This window comes from Laceyella putida (genome assembly GCF_042665195.1).
GTDB lineage: Bacteria > Bacillota > Bacilli > Thermoactinomycetales > Thermoactinomycetaceae > Laceyella > Laceyella putida.
Genome location: NZ_JBHTBW010000037.1, coordinates 22,549 through 38,572, shown reverse-complemented (window position 1 = coordinate 38,572; position 16,024 = coordinate 22,549). Strand labels below are relative to the sequence as shown.

The following is a 16,024-nucleotide window of genomic DNA, read 5'->3' as shown; positions in this document are numbered from 1 at the left end:
TCTAGAGTGGGAAAAGCAACCGTGTAGAAAGCTCCCGCTTTCTCTATTTTTAGATTCTGATTATTCTTCACCCCCTTGTCTTCTGTGATTCTACATAGCGTTTAATGGTTTCACTTGATACATTTCCTGCTGTACTAACGAAGAAAGAACGTGTCCAAAGACTTACCAGATGGGGCAAATGCTTAAATTCTTGTCTCAGTCTTCTTGAAGTCACTCCTTTCACTTTTGCCGGTCACCCGTTCCTTGAATCGCTCTTCTACTTCATTTCACCAGTACTTTTCTTCGATAGCGCGGACAGAAAACAAAATGATAGTTGATTAAAGAGACCGTTGTTCTTGTTCTTCTGTCGTCTTGTTCCATATCCAGATCCTAACCGTTCGATCCGCAAACTGCAACATCAAAAGATAAAAAATAGTTGCTCTAAGCATCCCCTTTATGGGGATACCGAGCAACGCCGTCTTTCATCCCACGATTGAAACCGTGGGCTTTCAGCCAGCAAAAATCTGTAAAAAGAATGCCTCAGCCATCAAACTGGCTGAGGTTTACGTTACCTGATTAACACATCCATGCGCTTTGCTTGTTTTTGTACGGCCGACTTCACTTGTCCATGATTTTATCGACATACGCAGCATCAAACACTTCTTTTCCATCGACCATCAACCATTTCCTTTCGCTGTTGCTTGAAGCATGGTCACCCGGAACCAGCCGGGTATGCCACCATCAATCCCTTCTTCCCAACCCGGATTTAGCGGTTGGCTTCTTTTAGATACACAATCAAAGAAACATCCTTGTTGAGCAATTGGGATATTTCTTGTTCCAGCTCAGCCACTCTGCTGATGATTTGTTGATTTCCCTTCAGGTCAGGGATGATATATTGCTCCGATCTGTCTTCCATGATCACTCCACCTTTATCCACCTATTGTTTCAGATTCCTCATTTTTTTCTCGTTGATGCAGCAAACATTAAAGGTTAAATCTTTTGCACTAAAAATGATGCCCCATTCATCCGGAAAAAATGCCTGCCGGTACGCCTCTTTCAAATTAACTAGTTTTACGTCAAAAGATGTTCACACAAAAAAGTTTCGTTGAAGTATGTATGGTATAATAAAATTATGACAATATAAATTTTTTAACGAAATAGATTCCGGCCTGCATTAGGCCTGATGCAGACATGTCTGGTGTGAGACTACGCCCCTTCATATGTACTTTTTCACCTGTTTTTCTGCAAAAATCATTCATGAAAAACAAAGCCGGTTCGTACTGTAGTGAATACAGATCATTTTCCATCATGAATCTCGACTAAGTCACTCATCATTATCAACAAATTTTCCCGCATAGGAGGAGATTTTGTGAATATCGTTGAGTGTTTAAACAGGTTTTTGCGAGATCTGGCAAAGCCTGATTTCAAAATATTGAAACAAACGATCAAAAAAACCGACTGCACCTTGGAACGCTTGGATTCATATATATCCCCCCCCGCTCCCCCTCTTCATTACGGCAGGAATGTCATCTTCCGCTCCGACCTGTTTGAGGCCATTGTCATCAACCTTCCCCCATTCACAGCAACGCCCATTCACGATCACGGAGAGTCCGTCTGTTGCGTTCACGTAGTGTCAGGAAGCTTAGTGAACAGGAAGTATACCAACCCAGCCAGGCCGTCCCTCACACGGGAACAATGGCATAAGACGGGGGATTTTATTTACTGCAACTATGGGGAGATTCACTCCATGTACAATCCGTGCCCGAAACCGCTCATCTCTTTTCATCTCTACACTCCGCCCTTGCGGGAGACAAAGTTTTATTCGCTGGACGAAACGATGGGGGCTCAAAACGGAGGTTAAACTTGCAACAAAAACAATACAAGGGATCATCCACTTCAGATGATCCCTTGTTTTCATCTACTCTTTATTTTTCCTATTGGTTGTTTAACAAGGAAGCCCCGGCGATTCCGGGATGCGTCATTTCATATGGATCCAAAATCAGATCCAGCTCCTCTTCCGTCAAGACATCATATTTCAAGCATAATTCACGAACGGATTGGCCGGTGAGAATCGCTTCCCTGGCTATTCGTGCGGCCACTTCATACCCGAGATGCGGGTTTACCGCCGTAATGACCCCCACACTCTTTTCCACGTATTCCTTCAATCTTTCCTCATTGGCTTTAATCCCGGCCAAACAGTTTTCCGTAAAAGCGCGGAAAGCATTATTCATAATGCTGATTGATTGCAGCAGGTTAAACACAAGGACCGGCTCCATCACATTTAATTCGAGCTGTCCCGCTTCGGATGCCAGGCAGATGGTATGATCGTTGCCGATGACTTGAAAAGCGACTTGATTGATCACTTCAGCCATCACGGGATTTACTTTCCCCGGCATGATGGATGAACCGGGTTGACGGGCCGGCAACACAATCTCAGCCAATCCCACACGAGGGCCGGAAGCCATCAATCGCAAGTCATTGGCGATTTTTGACATATTCATCATACACACTTTCAAAGCGGCGGAAACTTCAGTATAGGCATCTGTGTTTTGCGTGGCGTCGATCAGATGTTCCGCACTTACCAAGGGATATCCGCTAATTTCGGCGAGGTGTTCCACAACCCTCTCGATATAACGCGGATCCGCATTCAATCCTGTGCCGACAGCCGTTGCCCCCATATTCACCTCATATAAATGCTGGCGTGATTGTTTGATCCGCTTGATGTCGCGTTCCAACACCCGGCTGTACGCTTCAAATTCCTGACCGAGGCGGATGGGCACGGCGTCTTGAAGATGAGTCCGACCCATTTTGATCACATGGTCAAACTCTTTCGCTTTTTTCACGAACACCTCATGCATCCATTTCATCGTTTCCAACAATTTGTCCAATAGAATGAGGGTGGCGATATGAATCGCAGTCGGAAAAGCGTCATTGGTGGATTGGGACATATTTACATGCGTATTGGGGCTCAGCAAAAAATAATTTCCTTTTTCTTCGCCCAAAAGTTCCAGACTCCTGTTCGCAATCACCTCATTGGCATTCATGTTGATGGATGTCCCGGCCCCTCCTTGAATCGGGTCGACAATGAATTGATCATGCCACTTGCCATCGATGATTTCCTGGGCGGCCGTGACAATCACCTTGCCGAAGCGGGGATTTAACCGACCGGTTTCCATGTTGGCCAGAGCGGCTGCTTTCTTCACCATCGCGATGGCGCAGATGAGGGACGGGTGAAGGCGGTATCCCGTAATGGGAAAGTTTTCGTTCGCTCGCCAGGTTTGAATTCCATAATATGCTTCTGCGGGAATTTGCTTTTCTCCAAGAAAATCTTTTTCCGTTCGATATGACTGTATGTTCATCATCGTAGATACCCGCTTTCTTTTCTAATAAGGTGTGATATCATTTGCAATCGGTGTTTCCATCATTCGCTTGACCTCATGAAGGTCATGCGTTTTCCCCAAAACCCACATCAATTTGGGAACAATGGCCTCTGTGTTCATATCCCTAGAAAGAATGATCATGTTTTGGGCCGCTTTCCGCCCCACTTCATACAGACCCACATCTTCTCCTTCTTCCAGACATTGCGTTGTGATCACAACGGCCATTCCCATCGAGCTCATCTCTTGTAATTTGGGCAGGAGATTTCTGCCTTGAAATGGAATGCCACCGCTGCCGAAACTCTCAATGATGATCCCTTTATACAACTGTTTCAGGCAATCAAAGAGCTCCGGTTTTGCGCCCGGAACCAATTTCATCACAAAAACATCCGGACATAAGGAAGTATCCAGTTTAAGCACGACATTTTTTGGTGGACTGATTGGTTTGCCATATTTCACATCCAATCCGTCGATATAAGCGACATAAGGATGATTAATGCTTTCAAACGCATCATAGCTCTTGGTTCTCATTTTGACAGCCCTTGTCCCTTGGATGACCTTGCCGTCAAAAACGATAAAAACCCCGCCTATCTTTTCACAAGCAAAGCGGATCGCATCGGCCATGTTTTTCTTGGCATCGGTTCTCCCAAAGCTGATGGGAACTTGAGAACCTGTAATGACAATGGGTTTCGTCAGATTTTGCAACATATAAGACAGAGCCGCCGAGGTATAGGCCATGGTGTCCGTTCCATGCGTGATGACAAAACCGTCATAACGGTCGTAATTCTCATAGATCGTTTCCGCAATTTTCACCCAAGACTCAGGTTGCATGTTGGTGCTATCCATATTCATCAAAAGTTTACTTTCAACCTGACAGCTCTGATTTTGCACCGGCAAATAACTCATCAATTCTTCGGCTTTCATGCGAGGAGCCAGTCCTTCTGTTCCCTCCACTGAAGCGATCGTTCCGCCAGTGGCCACTAACAGCAACTTTTTCATATTCTCCACCTCTTTAAGGCGCTATTGTCAAAAACAGACAATTAACTCTTCTCAAAACAGGACGCAAGCACAAGATGCAATCTCCACCCGCAAACAAGCTGCGATGGCGTTCAAACCACTGTGTACGCAATACGCGTATAATCAATAGTAATTATATGGACGAAACCGTCAATAATCAATAGAAAAGTATTCGTTACGCGAACATTTTTATTTATTCATTGAGTTGCTGGTGTTATAATAATCTGAGAGAAAGAGGGGGAGAGGCGATGATATTAGATAGAGTCATTGAATTAAGAAAGAGCAAAAAATGGACACTGCAATATACGGCTGATCGGCTTGGGATTGCGAAAAGCACGTATGCGGGATATGAATCGGGATATCGCCAACCTTCATTGGAAGCCATAAAGTCTATAGCTGACTTGTTTGAAACCTCCGTTGACTATCTCATCGGCCGTGTGGATAATCCAACCTTTCTTCCCCACCGGAACCAAATCATCGATAAACTGGAATTGACGAAATGTTCGGGGACAGAACTGGCTGTGGATGGAAAAGTCCTTTCAGCTGGGGAAATAAACCAATTCATCGCCTTTATTCGGGCTAAACGAGAAATAGAAGGGGATTGAATCTCTCTCCATGTCGCTATGCAGACAGGTAAGCGGCAAACAAGTTTTTTGTCCTTTCGCCGTTTCAAAAATGAAGGAATCAACAATGGTTAACGAGAGCGATGAAGCAAGAAGATCCCATTTCAAACAACAATAACATTGCCCGAAACGACTACATAGCGGATCAGCGATGCCCTCGATGTACATCACACTGACAACCGTGTGGCTCATACTGCCAATATTCATCGCTTTGACGCGGACGTTCGGGCTTTTCAGCCGACGGCGGATGAGAGACTGATTGATGTGAATCGTTCCGTGAAGCGGTCCTGGGGACTGCGGACGACGGTTTGCGAGGTGGGGTGGGAAACGGACCGCACCGCGCCGCCGGAAACATCACCGGCAAAGGCCCGGGGCCAGCCTTCACCCAGAATGATCACGTTGCCTGATCAAAGGGAATGAAGGAGTTGTCCCTGGTTGTCCAGTTCTTTGACCTTGATCGCGGACAAGATGTGTTCCTTCACCACATCGACGAATCCATTCTGATGGCGCAAGGTTTCTTTCAGTCGGACCGAATCGATTTTCAGGGTTTCAATGACTTTTTGCATTACTTTATCGTCCAATGCAAATCGCGCCCCCGCTTCATAATAAGCCAATCCCCGTAAGCGCGCATCCTTCAGGTCTTCCAACATTTTTGCCCTTCGGTTCCTTGGAGGAGAAGCCGAGCGAAAACACTCACGAACGCATTCATGCGAATCTTCCGACAATTGGCGACCGGGAATTAGATGGGGGGCAGCACTGAAAGGAGGAGAGTTTCCCCATCATGTAAGGGATTGCAAATGATGTGTTGGTTGTCACCCACTTTACCATTCGCGTTTGGGTTTAAACCATTTTGGCAATGCAAAAACAAGCCCATGACCTCTTTTTTCCGATGTTCATGGGCTTGTTTCGCATTTGATATGGGCACCGGCTCACCTGTTGCCTCCACTGTGACAAGAAAGCCGTTTTATCCTACATAATCAAAATCTCTGCCATCATTTGAAAAGCATCATTTGTTATTCTTGTCGGAAACAAGCGCGGCAATCTTGTCAAAGGCTTTGGATTCGTTGGAACTGGACACCATTTGGATACCCATTTCTTGAATGCGCTTGTATGCCTCATCCAATTTGGCTTGCAGGGTGGCAATCGTTTCATTTGCCGCTTCAAGCTGGGTTTTGAGATTGTCACGCTCTGTTTCAAGAATCCGTTTGTCAGCTTCGATTTCTTTTTTGAAAGCCGCTTCTCGAATAGCAAGAACTTTCTTGATTTCCGCTTCCGCTTTCGCGTTGGCTTCCGCTTTCACCTCATCCAATTTGGCGGGAATGGAAGCGACTTCCGCTTCAAGGGCGTCCATTTTTTGTTCGCGCTTTTCGATGGCGGCTTCACGTTCATCCAGAGATTTTTTGTGTGCGTTTAGTTCAGCGTTTGTTTTTTCCAGTTCCTCGTTAAAAGCTTTGCGCTTGCTGGTCAACTCATCTTCCAGATTGTCAAACGCTTGTTTTTTGTGTCTTTCGAAGTCATATTTGAATTCTTCTTCTTCACGCTTTTGGCTTTGCGCCAATTTTGCCTTTTGCTCTTTAACAAGAGCTTCGTATTGCTCCCGTGCGGTTTTAATGGAGTTTTCGATCTCGGCAAGCTCAGCGGTGGCTTTCTCTTTCGCCTCTGCCAACTCCTTTTCTTGTTCCAGTTTCAATTCTTGATGGGCATTTACCAGTGCGGCAAGGGTATGCGCTTGTTTTTCAATGCCAAACAATTCCTTCAGCTCTGCCTCTTTAATGGCAATGGCGTCTTTTATCGTTTGAAGATTGTTGGTTTGTTCAATGATATCTTCACTGATTTTGCCAAGGAGATTGGTGACGGATTTAGACAAGTCGGTGATTTTTTCTTCAATGCTCACTTCCACAATCGCATTTGCTTTGGCTATGGTTTCAGCCGTTTTTTTGGCTGCCGTTTCCGCAACGGGATTTAACTTCCCTTTCTCCAGTTCAGCAATCTTTTTCTCTGCCTCACGAAGTGCCGCCAGGATCGTAGCTTTGGTGTCTTTTTCTGTGACTTTACCCATCTTTTTTCTCCTTTTGTTGAATTTCTAGCTGTACATCATGTCCGTTGCAAAACAAATTTTTATATTGGGTCTATTTTCTATCGGCAAGCTTGGCAAAACAACCCATCAAATATTGCAATTCGTCCATTTATGTAAAGGGGTTGCCACCTCCCGCTCTCGATATTTATATATTACAATACGAACATGTGTTTGTAAATGGATTTTCAAAAAAAATGGGACTTAAAAGCCAGGGATTTTCTCGCTTGCAAGGAGAAAATAGCCGACGTGGGTTTAAACATCGATCCATACATCCAAGCAAATGAATGAACCCAGCATAAGATGGAGAAAAACACGAAAGAGAAAGGGGAATTTTTTTGAACCGCGTGATCAACAATCGTCAAACGCACAATTGCGCCGAGTCGCTCCCAAAGATCTTCTGCTTTGTCCGAAAAAGGCCATCCGACACTTTCCAATATCGGAATTTGGCCCATTCACCAAGATGGATGGGGGGATCTTAGTGGGAAGTGTCATAAGCAAGCTGAATAATTTGGCCCTTTTACAAAAAGACAGGAGGGTCGCCTCATCTCTTCCCGCAACCCTCCCATATTCCGTACAAAACCTGCGCGCCATGCTCGATCAATATTCCATTCTCTATCTTAAACCGGACAACTCGTGCCAAGGGAAGGGTGCGATGCGCATCGACAAGCAACCAGACGGCCACTATCTCCTTCGCTCGCGCGACACCAAAGAGACATACGCCTTTAAGGATCTGACCCCATTGCACCGGCGCATCCGACACATCAAAATGAAACGCCCATACCTTATTCAACAAGGCATCGTCAGCCAAACCCCTGCAGGCAAGATGGTAGATATTCGTGTTCACCTCGTCCACTTGGAACATGCATGGACAACAGCGGCCATGGCAGCTCGCATCGCTCCCACCAAAAACGTCGTCACCAATCGGAGCAGCGGTGGCAAACCCATTTATCTCGGCGAACTGTTGAAATCGCATTTAGCTTACACAACCACCCAAGCGGAACGGAAAAAAGCGGAGTTGTCCAACTTAGCGACCCGTGCCGTGCAACTGATCAGCGCGAAACATCCCTCCTATTCAGAATTCGGAGTGGATATTGGAATCGACAAAAACGGAAAATTGTGGATTTATGAGGTGAACATCAAACCGAGCCTCCGCATGTTTAAACAATTAAACCACCCCCTTTACAGTCACCTCTTAAGTTTTCGCAAACACACGGGGAGGGCCTTCGTGTGACCCTCCCCGCGTGTGACAAAACCATAAACGCAACCCGCGTATTCATACAGTTAATAATCAACATGATGAGCAGATCGATCAAAGAGAATCCATGTTCTTCCGGAATATCCCGACAACCATTTCTTCGTCCTCCCTTTTGAGACCTTGTTCTTGTGTCAAATCGCGCATGTTGATCATCGTCTTATTCCAAGTTGGAATGCTTGGCCAAAGCCTCCCGGTGATCCACTGCATGAAGATTGGCGAAGCATAAGCAAATCGCATCAAACAGGATATGGGCGCATTGATCAAACAAGGAACCGAGCGGCTGGACACTCGCCGGTTCCCCTTCACGGCGATATTTGGTCGCGGCGGGAATATGCAGGATATCGGTTGCCGCTGAAGCCAATTCGGAGTGGGGATCCGTTGTCACGGCAAGGACGGGGCAACCAAGCTCCCTGGCTTTTTGCGCGCTCAACAGCACACTTTTGGTTGTGCCTGACCCGGAAACGGCGAAAAGCACATCTCCGGTTGCAAGGGAAGGCGTAATCGTCTCTCCCACGACGTAAACCGTCATCCCCAGGTGCATCAGGCGCATTGCCAGGGATTTGGCAATCAATCCGGAACGCCCTTCACCCACAACAAAGATCCGTTTTCCGGACCGCAACACAGCGACGGCATGGTCAATGCTCGGTTTGTTTACTTTTTGGAGCACTGCGTGCATTTCATTCAATATGATATCCAACTCATTCATGACGACTTTCTCCTTTGCATGAGATGACGAATTCTTTGATCGTGCGGGCAGCCACCACCGGATCAAACGCTTTTGTAATCGCGGAGCCGATAATGAGAATATCGGGTCTGATTGGAATGAGGGCCGGCAGTGAATCCAGATTGATTCCGCCCGCCAACGCGATTTTCTGCTCCAATCCGCCGAACCTCTTCACAATGGAATGGAGTTGATCCGCTGACGGTTGTTGTTTGCCCATTTCCTGCTGGTCCTTGCTCACATGAGCGCAGAAAATGGCCTCTTTATATTGGATTAAGGCTTTCCATTGTGTCTCAGTTGTGTGAAGGAGATCGATCATCACCTGTCTTCCGTGTCTGCCGCCCATTTCCACACAGGTTTCAATGGTGGCCGGGGAAGAAGTCCCCATCACAGTGGCCGCATCGGCACCGGCTGAGAAGCACATGTCAAATTCGTACGCCGCGTTATCAACCGTTTTCACATCAGCGACGATGAACTTGTCCGGAAACCTGGAGCGGAATGCCCTTACGCTTTCCATGCCGAATTCTTTGATGAGAGACGTGCCCACTTCAATCCAATCCACATAAAAATCAACTTGTTCAGCCATGTGAATCGCTTCCGTAATGGTCATTCGATCGAGAGCCAATTGTATTTTCATGAGATGTTCACCTTTTCTTGGGATCGGGGATGTTCTGTTGCGGTCGTCTTAACCGCCACAGTTAACATGACGGAAATGACGAGTGAGCCGGCCATAAAGATATAAGAAGTGCTTGGACCGCCGGTTAAGGCGTTCAAATAGCCAACCACATAGGAACCAACAAAGGACCCCAACGCTCCCATACTGTTGATTAGCGCCATAGCTCCACCGGCGACATTGCGCGGCAAAATCTCGGGAACAATGGCAAAAAACGGTCCGTAAGGCGCATACATCGCTCCGCCCGCGATAACAAGCAACACGAAGGACAACCAGAAATTTGCATCCCCAAGCGCATAAGAACCATAAAAGGCGATCGCGCCCACCAACAAAAACGGCCAAACGAAAATTTTCCGCTTTAATGTGCGGTCCGAAAAATGGGATGCCACCAACATCAAGATCACCGCCAAGATATAAGGAACCGAGGCGAGCCATCCCGTAGCGACAATGCCGAAGCTGGAGGCGGACTTAAGAATCGATGGCAACCATAAAACGAAACCATACACACCGACGCTCCAGAAAAAATATTGCAATGAAAGCAGGATCACTTTGCCGGTTTTAAACGCTTCCCAGTAGTTTTTCACCGGTTTCATCACCTGTTGTTCCCGGTGCAAAGTGTCAGTGAGGTCTTGTTTTTCTTGATCGCTTAACCACTTGGCCTCTTTGGGTTGATCATCAACCCATTTCCACCAGAGAAACGCCCAGATCACGGCGGGCAAACCTTCGATGATAAACATCCAACGCCAGTCAAACGCTTCCACCAAATAGCCTGAAACGACCGACATCCAGAGAACGGTTACGGGGTTTCCCAAGATCAAAAACGTATTCGCCCGGGAGCGTTCCTCTTTTGTGAACCAGTGGCTGAGAAAGACCAGCATGGCCGGCATCACAACACTCTCAACAACCCCCAGCAAAAAGCGCACCACTAAGAGCCCGGTGACACTTGACAGCAGACCCGTGGCCGTTGCAAGCAAGCCCCATAGGATCAAAGACCAAAAAACCAGTTTTTTGGCGCTTTTTTTCTCGGCATAATGGGCACCGGGAATCTGAAAAAAGAAATAACCCAGAAAAAATAAGGCCCCGATTAATGATGACACACTTTCAGTGATGTGCAAATCTTTGGCCATTCCCGCAGCCGCCCCAAATCCATAATTGGCCCGATCGAGGTAAGCCAAACTATACGTTACAAAAACAATGGGAATCAACCTAAGCCAACGGTTTCCAGCCAACACGCGTTTTCCCACGTCCATTCACTCCCTTAGGCCATTTTCATCGATAAAGGTTGTTAATCGGTCCCGCGTTGGCAAGCCGTCCATATCACCCGGTGACATCACGGCCAGCGCACCAATCGCATTTCCTTGTGTGACCGCCTCCGAAATGGGAACACCATCCAACAGCCCGCTGATGAGCCCGACGGCAAATCCGTCCCCCGCGCCCACCGTATCAACCACTTGTTTTACCGAAAATCCCGGGATGACGTTTTCTTCTGTTGCGGTTCTGTAATAAGCGCCTTTAGATCCCAACTTGATCGCGACCAGCTTCACCCCCTTGTCAAGATAGAAAGCGGCGATATCCCTTGGCGCTGAATAGCCGGTTAAAATCTGTCCCTCCTCTATTCCCGGTAAAACCCAGTCAGCTTGGAAAGCAAGCGAATTGATGACGCGGATCATTTCGTCTCTGCTGGTCCACAATTGGGGACGCAAATTGGGGTCGAACGAAATCGAACGCTGAACCGATTTCATCACCGCCAATGCATATTCAGCAAACTCGCTCATTGTGCCGGATAAGGCGGGGGGAATGCCCGTCATATGAAAATGGCGCGCCGAGGTAAAATACTCGGAATCAAAATCATCGACGCTGAGCTTGCTTGCCGCTGAACCCCTGCGATAATACTCCACCCGGGGGTCACCGGAAGTCACTTTCGCTTTGATCTGAAAACCGGTCGGATATTGATGATCCACAACCACTCTGGTTATATCTACCTTTTCGCTCAGCAATGTTTCGCGAATATAGTGGCCGAAGGCGTCATTCCCCACTTTGCTCACCCAACCGACCCGGTAACCGAGCCTGGCAAGGCCGATCGCCACGTTCGTCTCAGCCCCGGCCAAATGGCGGGTAAAATGTTCCACTTGGTGAAGTTCACCCACTTGATCAGCGACAAATAAAGCCATGGCTTCACCGAAAGTAACCGCATCCAATCCGTTCATTCCAACTCCCTCTCTTCTCGTCGCCGTTATGAAACCGTTCCCATTTTACGTTGAAAAAAACTCGCCCCGGTAAGCCGACTACTTTACTGGCGGAGTAGACCCCCGGACGATTAATTTTCCTGCAAAAGCGATATTTTGCGCTGGCGAATCATCTCCGTCCAAACGCTGAAATATGCGTTCCATCGCAGTAACGCCAATTTGATAGGTGGGCTGGGCGATGGTGGTGATCCCGGGAGCGATGAGTGGCGCCCATTCAAAGTCATCAAAGCCCATCACAGCCAAATCTTCTGGAATGCTTAGCTTTTTCAATTGCAAAGAGCGGATCAGCTTGAGCATCACTACACCATTTGCCGCAAAAATCGCCCGCTTGCGTCCTTCCGTTCGCTTTAAAAAAGAATCCAGCGCATCATTTAATTGCTCCGGTGATTGAAGATCCACCTCATACAAATGATGATCCGGATAACCGCATTGATTCAACACACGGGCAAACACGGCGGCGCGCTCTTGCCGGGAGCTGACTCCCGCCAGGGGTTCACTGAAGAATGCGACTTGCCCATATCCTTGATGAAGGATAAAATGAACCGCTTCGCCGGTCGCTTGTTCATTATCCAGACCAATGGTATCAAAACCCAGCTCCGGCACTTTCCTGTCTACCAGAACCACGGGAATCCGATCATTGGCCAGCTCCCGCAAAAATTCGTTGTTGTGGCCGGTGGTATTGATCAACAAGCCATCGATGCGATGGGACTGCAACATAAAGATGTAATCGCGTTCCTTGGCCGGATCGTTATCCGTGTTGCAAACCATGAGGCTGTAACCCTTTTTCTTGCAGACATCTTCTGCCCCCCTGAGAATGGCTGTTGAAAAAGGGTTGGTAATGTCAGCAACGACCATGCCAATGAGATAACTGCGATCCCCTTTTAATCCTCTCGCCATCTGATTCGGCCGATAATTAAGCTGTTGGATCGCCTTTTCGATCCGATGTTTGGTGTTCTCCGACAAGACGTGATACTGACCGCTCAAATACCGGGAAACGGTTGTTTTTGATACACCGGCAACCCGGGCCACATCAATGATTGTCACTCGTTCAGTCTGCTTTTTTTTCGCCATCTTTTTTGTTGCAACCTTTTCGACTCATTTTATGAGAACGGTTTTTGAAAACGGTTCCATATCTAAAAATTAACACAAATCCAGAGGGAAGTCCAGGGTCATCTCCCACCCACAGGCTCAGAAACGATCCAACTGGTCTTTTGGAATAGTGAAAAAATATTTGGCGTACAAGTTACGTCAAGCCGGGATAATCCGGATGTCGTGGATGAAGCCAAGACCCCCCCGCCTCTAAGCGATTGCGTTGGCGGGTGAGGTTCATACCTGCCATGATAGTCATTCAATCAATTTCATTTCTCATAGATCATCCTTCTCGTCATGCCGCCATCAATCGTTAAATGAGTCCCGGTGACAAAACTATTCTTGGGATCGGTGAAGTATAAACAGGCTTGCGCAATATCTTCCGGCCTTCCCACCCTCATCGCGGGATGCTGCTGGTGGTCTTCCGGCCGGAGTTTGCTGTAATCCCCTGTTTCGATCCATCCGGGACAAATCGCGTTAACGGTGATGCGGTCCGGCCCCAATGAAACCGCGAGGGCATGGGTCAGGGAGAGAATGCCCCCTTTGGACGCGGCATAAGCCTCTGAATTGGGCTCCGACATGAGGGCGCGCGTCGAGGAGATGTTCACAATGGAACCTCCACCATGGGTTCTCATGATTTTAGCCGCTTCCCTTGCACAAAGGAACGTACCCCGCAAATTGGTATCCACAACATCGTCCCATTCTTCAACGGTCAGATCGTAAGGGGATTTGGTCACGCCAAGTCCCGCGTTATTAATCAGGATATCAATCCGGCCCAGTGTTTTCGCTATTTCTCCGAATGCGTTACGAATCTCTTCGGGCTTTCTTAAGTCAAGAACGTGTAAATGCGCTTCGCAACCGGCAGATTGAAGCCGGTCACCGGTGTGTTGCAATCCGATTGCGTCTTTGTCGATACCGACGACCTTTGCTCCCTCTTTCGCATAAGTCATCGCAAGGGTGCGGCCAATCCCTCCCCCCGCCCCCGTTATGATAGCCACTTTTCCATCATAAGTCCGCATCATGCACAGCCTCCTCACCATGTGAAAACCGGAAATTTTCAGTCCAAATCCATTCATTTATTTGGGGATAAGAAAAGACCACGTGTTGTGGTCTTTGCCTGTATCATTTAGTATAGCAAACGGCTTGATCATATAAATCGATCGCCGGAAAGTTATTTTTCCCTATGCCGTACACTTCGGGACGATAAGTGCGCTGGATGGCGTATTGCGCCAGTTTTGCCAATCGATCCGATCCATGTTCCCGGATAGAGTATTGTGCCTCTTCCAAGAGATGGGCACAGCAATAAAGATCAACCAATTCATTTAATAACAGACGGGCATAAGCATTTTGCTCCACAGGATTGGCTGTCAAAACGGAACGGATATGTTCATTCACATCGGCGCTTTGCTTCCGGAGCAGCTCAACCTCCGCTTGCAAGCTTGGAAGCGTGACCTTTGCCAAGATCGATTCAATATCATGCAACAGTGCGCTTTTTTCCCCACGGTTCCCCTTTGCTTCTTTTGAGAGGATCTTGACGACTTCCAAGACCATGATATTGGATGTTCCTTCCCAGACCGTATTCACTTGCGCATCCCGCAGCAACCGGGGGGTTACATACTCTTCAATATAGCCGTTGCCGCCATGCAGTTCCAATGCTTCCTTGGCATGTTTCACCGCATGTTCACTAGCACGGTATTTGGACATCGCCAGCAGCAGCCTGAGCAAGATCACATTCTCTTCCGTCTCTTCACCTTTTGTGTGCACACGATCAAACATCAGCATCATCTGTGCGATTAAGGCCCAAGTCAACTCAATATCAACAATCATATCAAGAAGCGTTTGCCGCACCATGGGATATTCTGTGATTGCACGGCCAAACGCTTGTCTTTTTGATGCGTAGATCGTTGCTTCTAAAAATGCCCGCCTTGATATGCCCAGGGCGCCTGTGGCGGTACACATGCGGGAAACATTCAACGCTTCGGCCATATATCGGAATCCTTGATTCTCTTCACCAATCAGGAACCCCACTGCCTGATCCAAGATCAACTCCCCACTGGCCACAGCTCTCACACCCAACTTATCTTTTAAGCGCCGAATGGAAATGCGGTTTTTCTCGCCATTTTCCAAACGATTCGGCAGCAAAAACAAACTGAGTCCCTTCGTTCCCGGTTGATCGCCGGTACGCGCCAAGGCGATGGACACTCCGGCATCACAGTTGCTGGCAAACCATTTCTCTCCCGTTAAAAGATAATGGCGGCCATTTTTCACCGCTTTCGTTCCTGTCGCACCCACATCGGAGCCACCCTGAATTTCCGTTAAAAAAGTGGCCCCCTGCATCACCGTTTGCCGTTCCATGCTGGCCAAGCGGGTCAAATACTGTCGTTTTTGCGTCTCGCTTCCAAACTTCTCCAAAACGAAAGCAACCGACATCGTTAACGCGACAGGACATGTAAAGCCCGTTTCCGCTTCAGACATCAGCATATGCATCAGTTGTGTATAAAAGAAAGGAATCTTTTCCGGAACATCCTCACGATACCTCCAGCCAACCACTCCCATTTCAAAACAATCGCCCACCGTTGTCAAATAACCTTCGTTGTACCAAATCTCATTGATTTCTTTTCCCTCTCTGTCATAACGGATCAGTTTTGGAGCACCATCACGATCGGTATAATTTGCCCGTTGATTCATCGGGCCTGCGGCATAGGCACCCAAATGAATCAACCGCTCTTCACCCCACTCTGTCAAATGGGGCAAGTATCGATGGAAATAATGTTTCATCGTGAAATCGCTCTCAAACCAATTGACATCCGTTCCATCCCTGACATTTTGATCATCCAACATGACTGGCCCTCCCTATGAATGAACAATCATTCTCCTTGAAATAAAGAATTTATATGTTTAATGTAAATATTCTATTTATAAAATCACCATTCCTTTGCCAGATGGATTTAGTTAATTAATTAAGAT

General features: G+C 47.4%; 17 protein-coding genes and 2 pseudogenes. 4 read left to right on the top strand and 15 right to left on the bottom strand.

The window, feature by feature from the left end; all coding sequences use genetic code 11:
• Positions 1-67: 67 nt before the first annotated feature.
• The 3 genes and pseudogenes from ACFQNG_RS11920 to ACFQNG_RS11915 all read right to left on the bottom strand — a co-directional run.
• A pseudogene (locus tag ACFQNG_RS11920) lies at positions 68-220 on the bottom strand (transposase); the annotation flags it as partial.
• 22 nt (positions 221-242) lie between these two features.
• A pseudogene (locus ACFQNG_RS20965) lies at positions 243-360 on the bottom strand (transposase); the annotation flags it as partial.
• Positions 361-745: 385 nt separating this feature from the next.
• Positions 746-895: a hypothetical protein gene (locus ACFQNG_RS11915; protein ID WP_379865282.1), complete on the bottom strand. Its 150-nt coding sequence runs from the start codon at positions 893-895 to the stop codon at positions 746-748.
• 453 nt (positions 896-1,348) lie between these two features.
• On the opposite strand from ACFQNG_RS11915, the gene ACFQNG_RS11910 reads away from it, so the two are divergent.
• A complete protein-coding gene (locus tag ACFQNG_RS11910; RefSeq protein ID WP_379865280.1) occupies positions 1,349-1,840 on the top strand; it encodes a cysteine dioxygenase in 492 nt (163 codons plus the stop codon).
• Between the two features lie 73 nt (positions 1,841-1,913).
• Here ACFQNG_RS11910 and aspA read toward each other — a convergent pair whose 3' ends face one another.
• Positions 1,914-3,341, bottom strand: a complete 1,428-nt coding sequence (gene aspA / locus ACFQNG_RS11905) for an aspartate ammonia-lyase (protein WP_379865279.1) — start codon at positions 3,339-3,341, stop codon at positions 1,914-1,916.
• Between the two features lie 21 nt (positions 3,342-3,362).
• Complete coding sequence (locus tag ACFQNG_RS11900) at positions 3,363-4,355, bottom strand: asparaginase (protein ID WP_379865278.1); 993 nt, start codon at positions 4,353-4,355, stop codon at positions 3,363-3,365.
• A gap of 266 nt (positions 4,356-4,621) precedes the next feature.
• Between ACFQNG_RS11900 and ACFQNG_RS11895 the strand changes: the two genes are divergently transcribed.
• The gene (locus ACFQNG_RS11895) at positions 4,622-4,978 is read left to right on the top strand and encodes a helix-turn-helix domain-containing protein (protein WP_379865277.1); all 357 of its coding nucleotides are present in this window, start codon (positions 4,622-4,624) and stop codon (positions 4,976-4,978) included.
• Here ACFQNG_RS11895 and ACFQNG_RS11890 read toward each other — a convergent pair.
• A complete protein-coding gene (locus ACFQNG_RS11890) occupies positions 4,913-5,233 on the bottom strand; it encodes a hypothetical protein (RefSeq protein ID WP_465261213.1) in 321 nt (106 codons plus the stop codon). The genes ACFQNG_RS11895 and ACFQNG_RS11890 overlap by 66 nt on opposite strands.
• Here ACFQNG_RS11890 and ACFQNG_RS20960 point away from each other — a divergent pair.
• Positions 5,180-5,416: a hypothetical protein gene (locus ACFQNG_RS20960; RefSeq protein WP_452233312.1), complete on the top strand. Its 237-nt coding sequence runs from the start codon at positions 5,180-5,182 to the stop codon at positions 5,414-5,416. The two genes, ACFQNG_RS11890 and ACFQNG_RS20960, sit on opposite strands and share 54 nt — an antisense overlap.
• On the opposite strand, the gene ACFQNG_RS11885 is transcribed toward ACFQNG_RS20960, so the two are convergent.
• Positions 5,404-5,646, bottom strand: coding sequence for a hypothetical protein (locus ACFQNG_RS11885; RefSeq protein ID WP_379865275.1), 243 nt, complete (start codon positions 5,644-5,646; stop codon positions 5,404-5,406). The genes ACFQNG_RS20960 and ACFQNG_RS11885 overlap by 13 nt on opposite strands.
• 356 nt (positions 5,647-6,002) lie before the next feature.
• Positions 6,003-7,055 (bottom strand): coiled-coil domain-containing protein, encoded by a 1,053-nt coding sequence (locus ACFQNG_RS11880; protein ID WP_379865273.1) that lies wholly within the window; start codon positions 7,053-7,055, stop codon positions 6,003-6,005.
• Positions 7,056-7,551: 496 nt separating this feature from the next.
• Here ACFQNG_RS11880 and ACFQNG_RS11875 point away from each other — a divergent pair, with 496 nt between their 5' ends.
• Positions 7,552-8,304, top strand: a complete 753-nt coding sequence (locus ACFQNG_RS11875; protein ID WP_379865272.1) for a YheC/YheD family protein — start codon at positions 7,552-7,554, stop codon at positions 8,302-8,304.
• Positions 8,305-8,485: 181 nt separating this feature from the next.
• Here the strand turns inward: ACFQNG_RS11875 and hxlB are convergent, their stop codons facing one another.
• From hxlB to ACFQNG_RS11840, 7 genes are all read right to left on the bottom strand, one after another.
• Entirely contained in the window at positions 8,486-9,034 is a 549-nt protein-coding gene (gene hxlB / locus ACFQNG_RS11870) for a 6-phospho-3-hexuloisomerase (protein ID WP_379865271.1), read from the bottom strand.
• Complete coding sequence (gene hxlA, locus ACFQNG_RS11865) at positions 9,027-9,686, bottom strand: 3-hexulose-6-phosphate synthase (protein WP_379865269.1); 660 nt, start codon at positions 9,684-9,686, stop codon at positions 9,027-9,029. Before hxlA ends, hxlB begins: the two co-directional genes overlap by 8 nt.
• Positions 9,683-10,966 carry an MFS transporter gene (locus ACFQNG_RS11860; RefSeq protein WP_379865267.1) on the bottom strand — a complete coding sequence of 428 codons (1,284 nt, stop codon included), beginning with the start codon at positions 10,964-10,966 and terminating at the stop codon, positions 9,683-9,685. The genes hxlA and ACFQNG_RS11860 overlap by 4 nt, the downstream gene beginning before the upstream one ends.
• Positions 10,967-10,972: 6 nt before the next feature.
• Complete coding sequence (locus tag ACFQNG_RS11855; protein ID WP_379865265.1) at positions 10,973-11,929, bottom strand: sugar kinase; 957 nt, start codon at positions 11,927-11,929, stop codon at positions 10,973-10,975.
• 78 nt (positions 11,930-12,007) lie between these two features.
• A complete protein-coding gene (locus ACFQNG_RS11850) occupies positions 12,008-13,039 on the bottom strand; it encodes a LacI family DNA-binding transcriptional regulator (protein ID WP_379865264.1) in 1,032 nt (343 codons plus the stop codon).
• Positions 13,040-13,326: 287 nt separating this feature from the next.
• Complete coding sequence (locus tag ACFQNG_RS11845) at positions 13,327-14,079, bottom strand: SDR family NAD(P)-dependent oxidoreductase (RefSeq protein WP_379865262.1); 753 nt, start codon at positions 14,077-14,079, stop codon at positions 13,327-13,329.
• A gap of 100 nt (positions 14,080-14,179) precedes the next feature.
• The gene (locus tag ACFQNG_RS11840; RefSeq protein ID WP_379865261.1) at positions 14,180-15,898 is read right to left on the bottom strand and encodes an acyl-CoA dehydrogenase family protein; all 1,719 of its coding nucleotides are present in this window, start codon (positions 15,896-15,898) and stop codon (positions 14,180-14,182) included.
• Between the last annotated feature and the right edge of the window lie 126 nt (positions 15,899-16,024).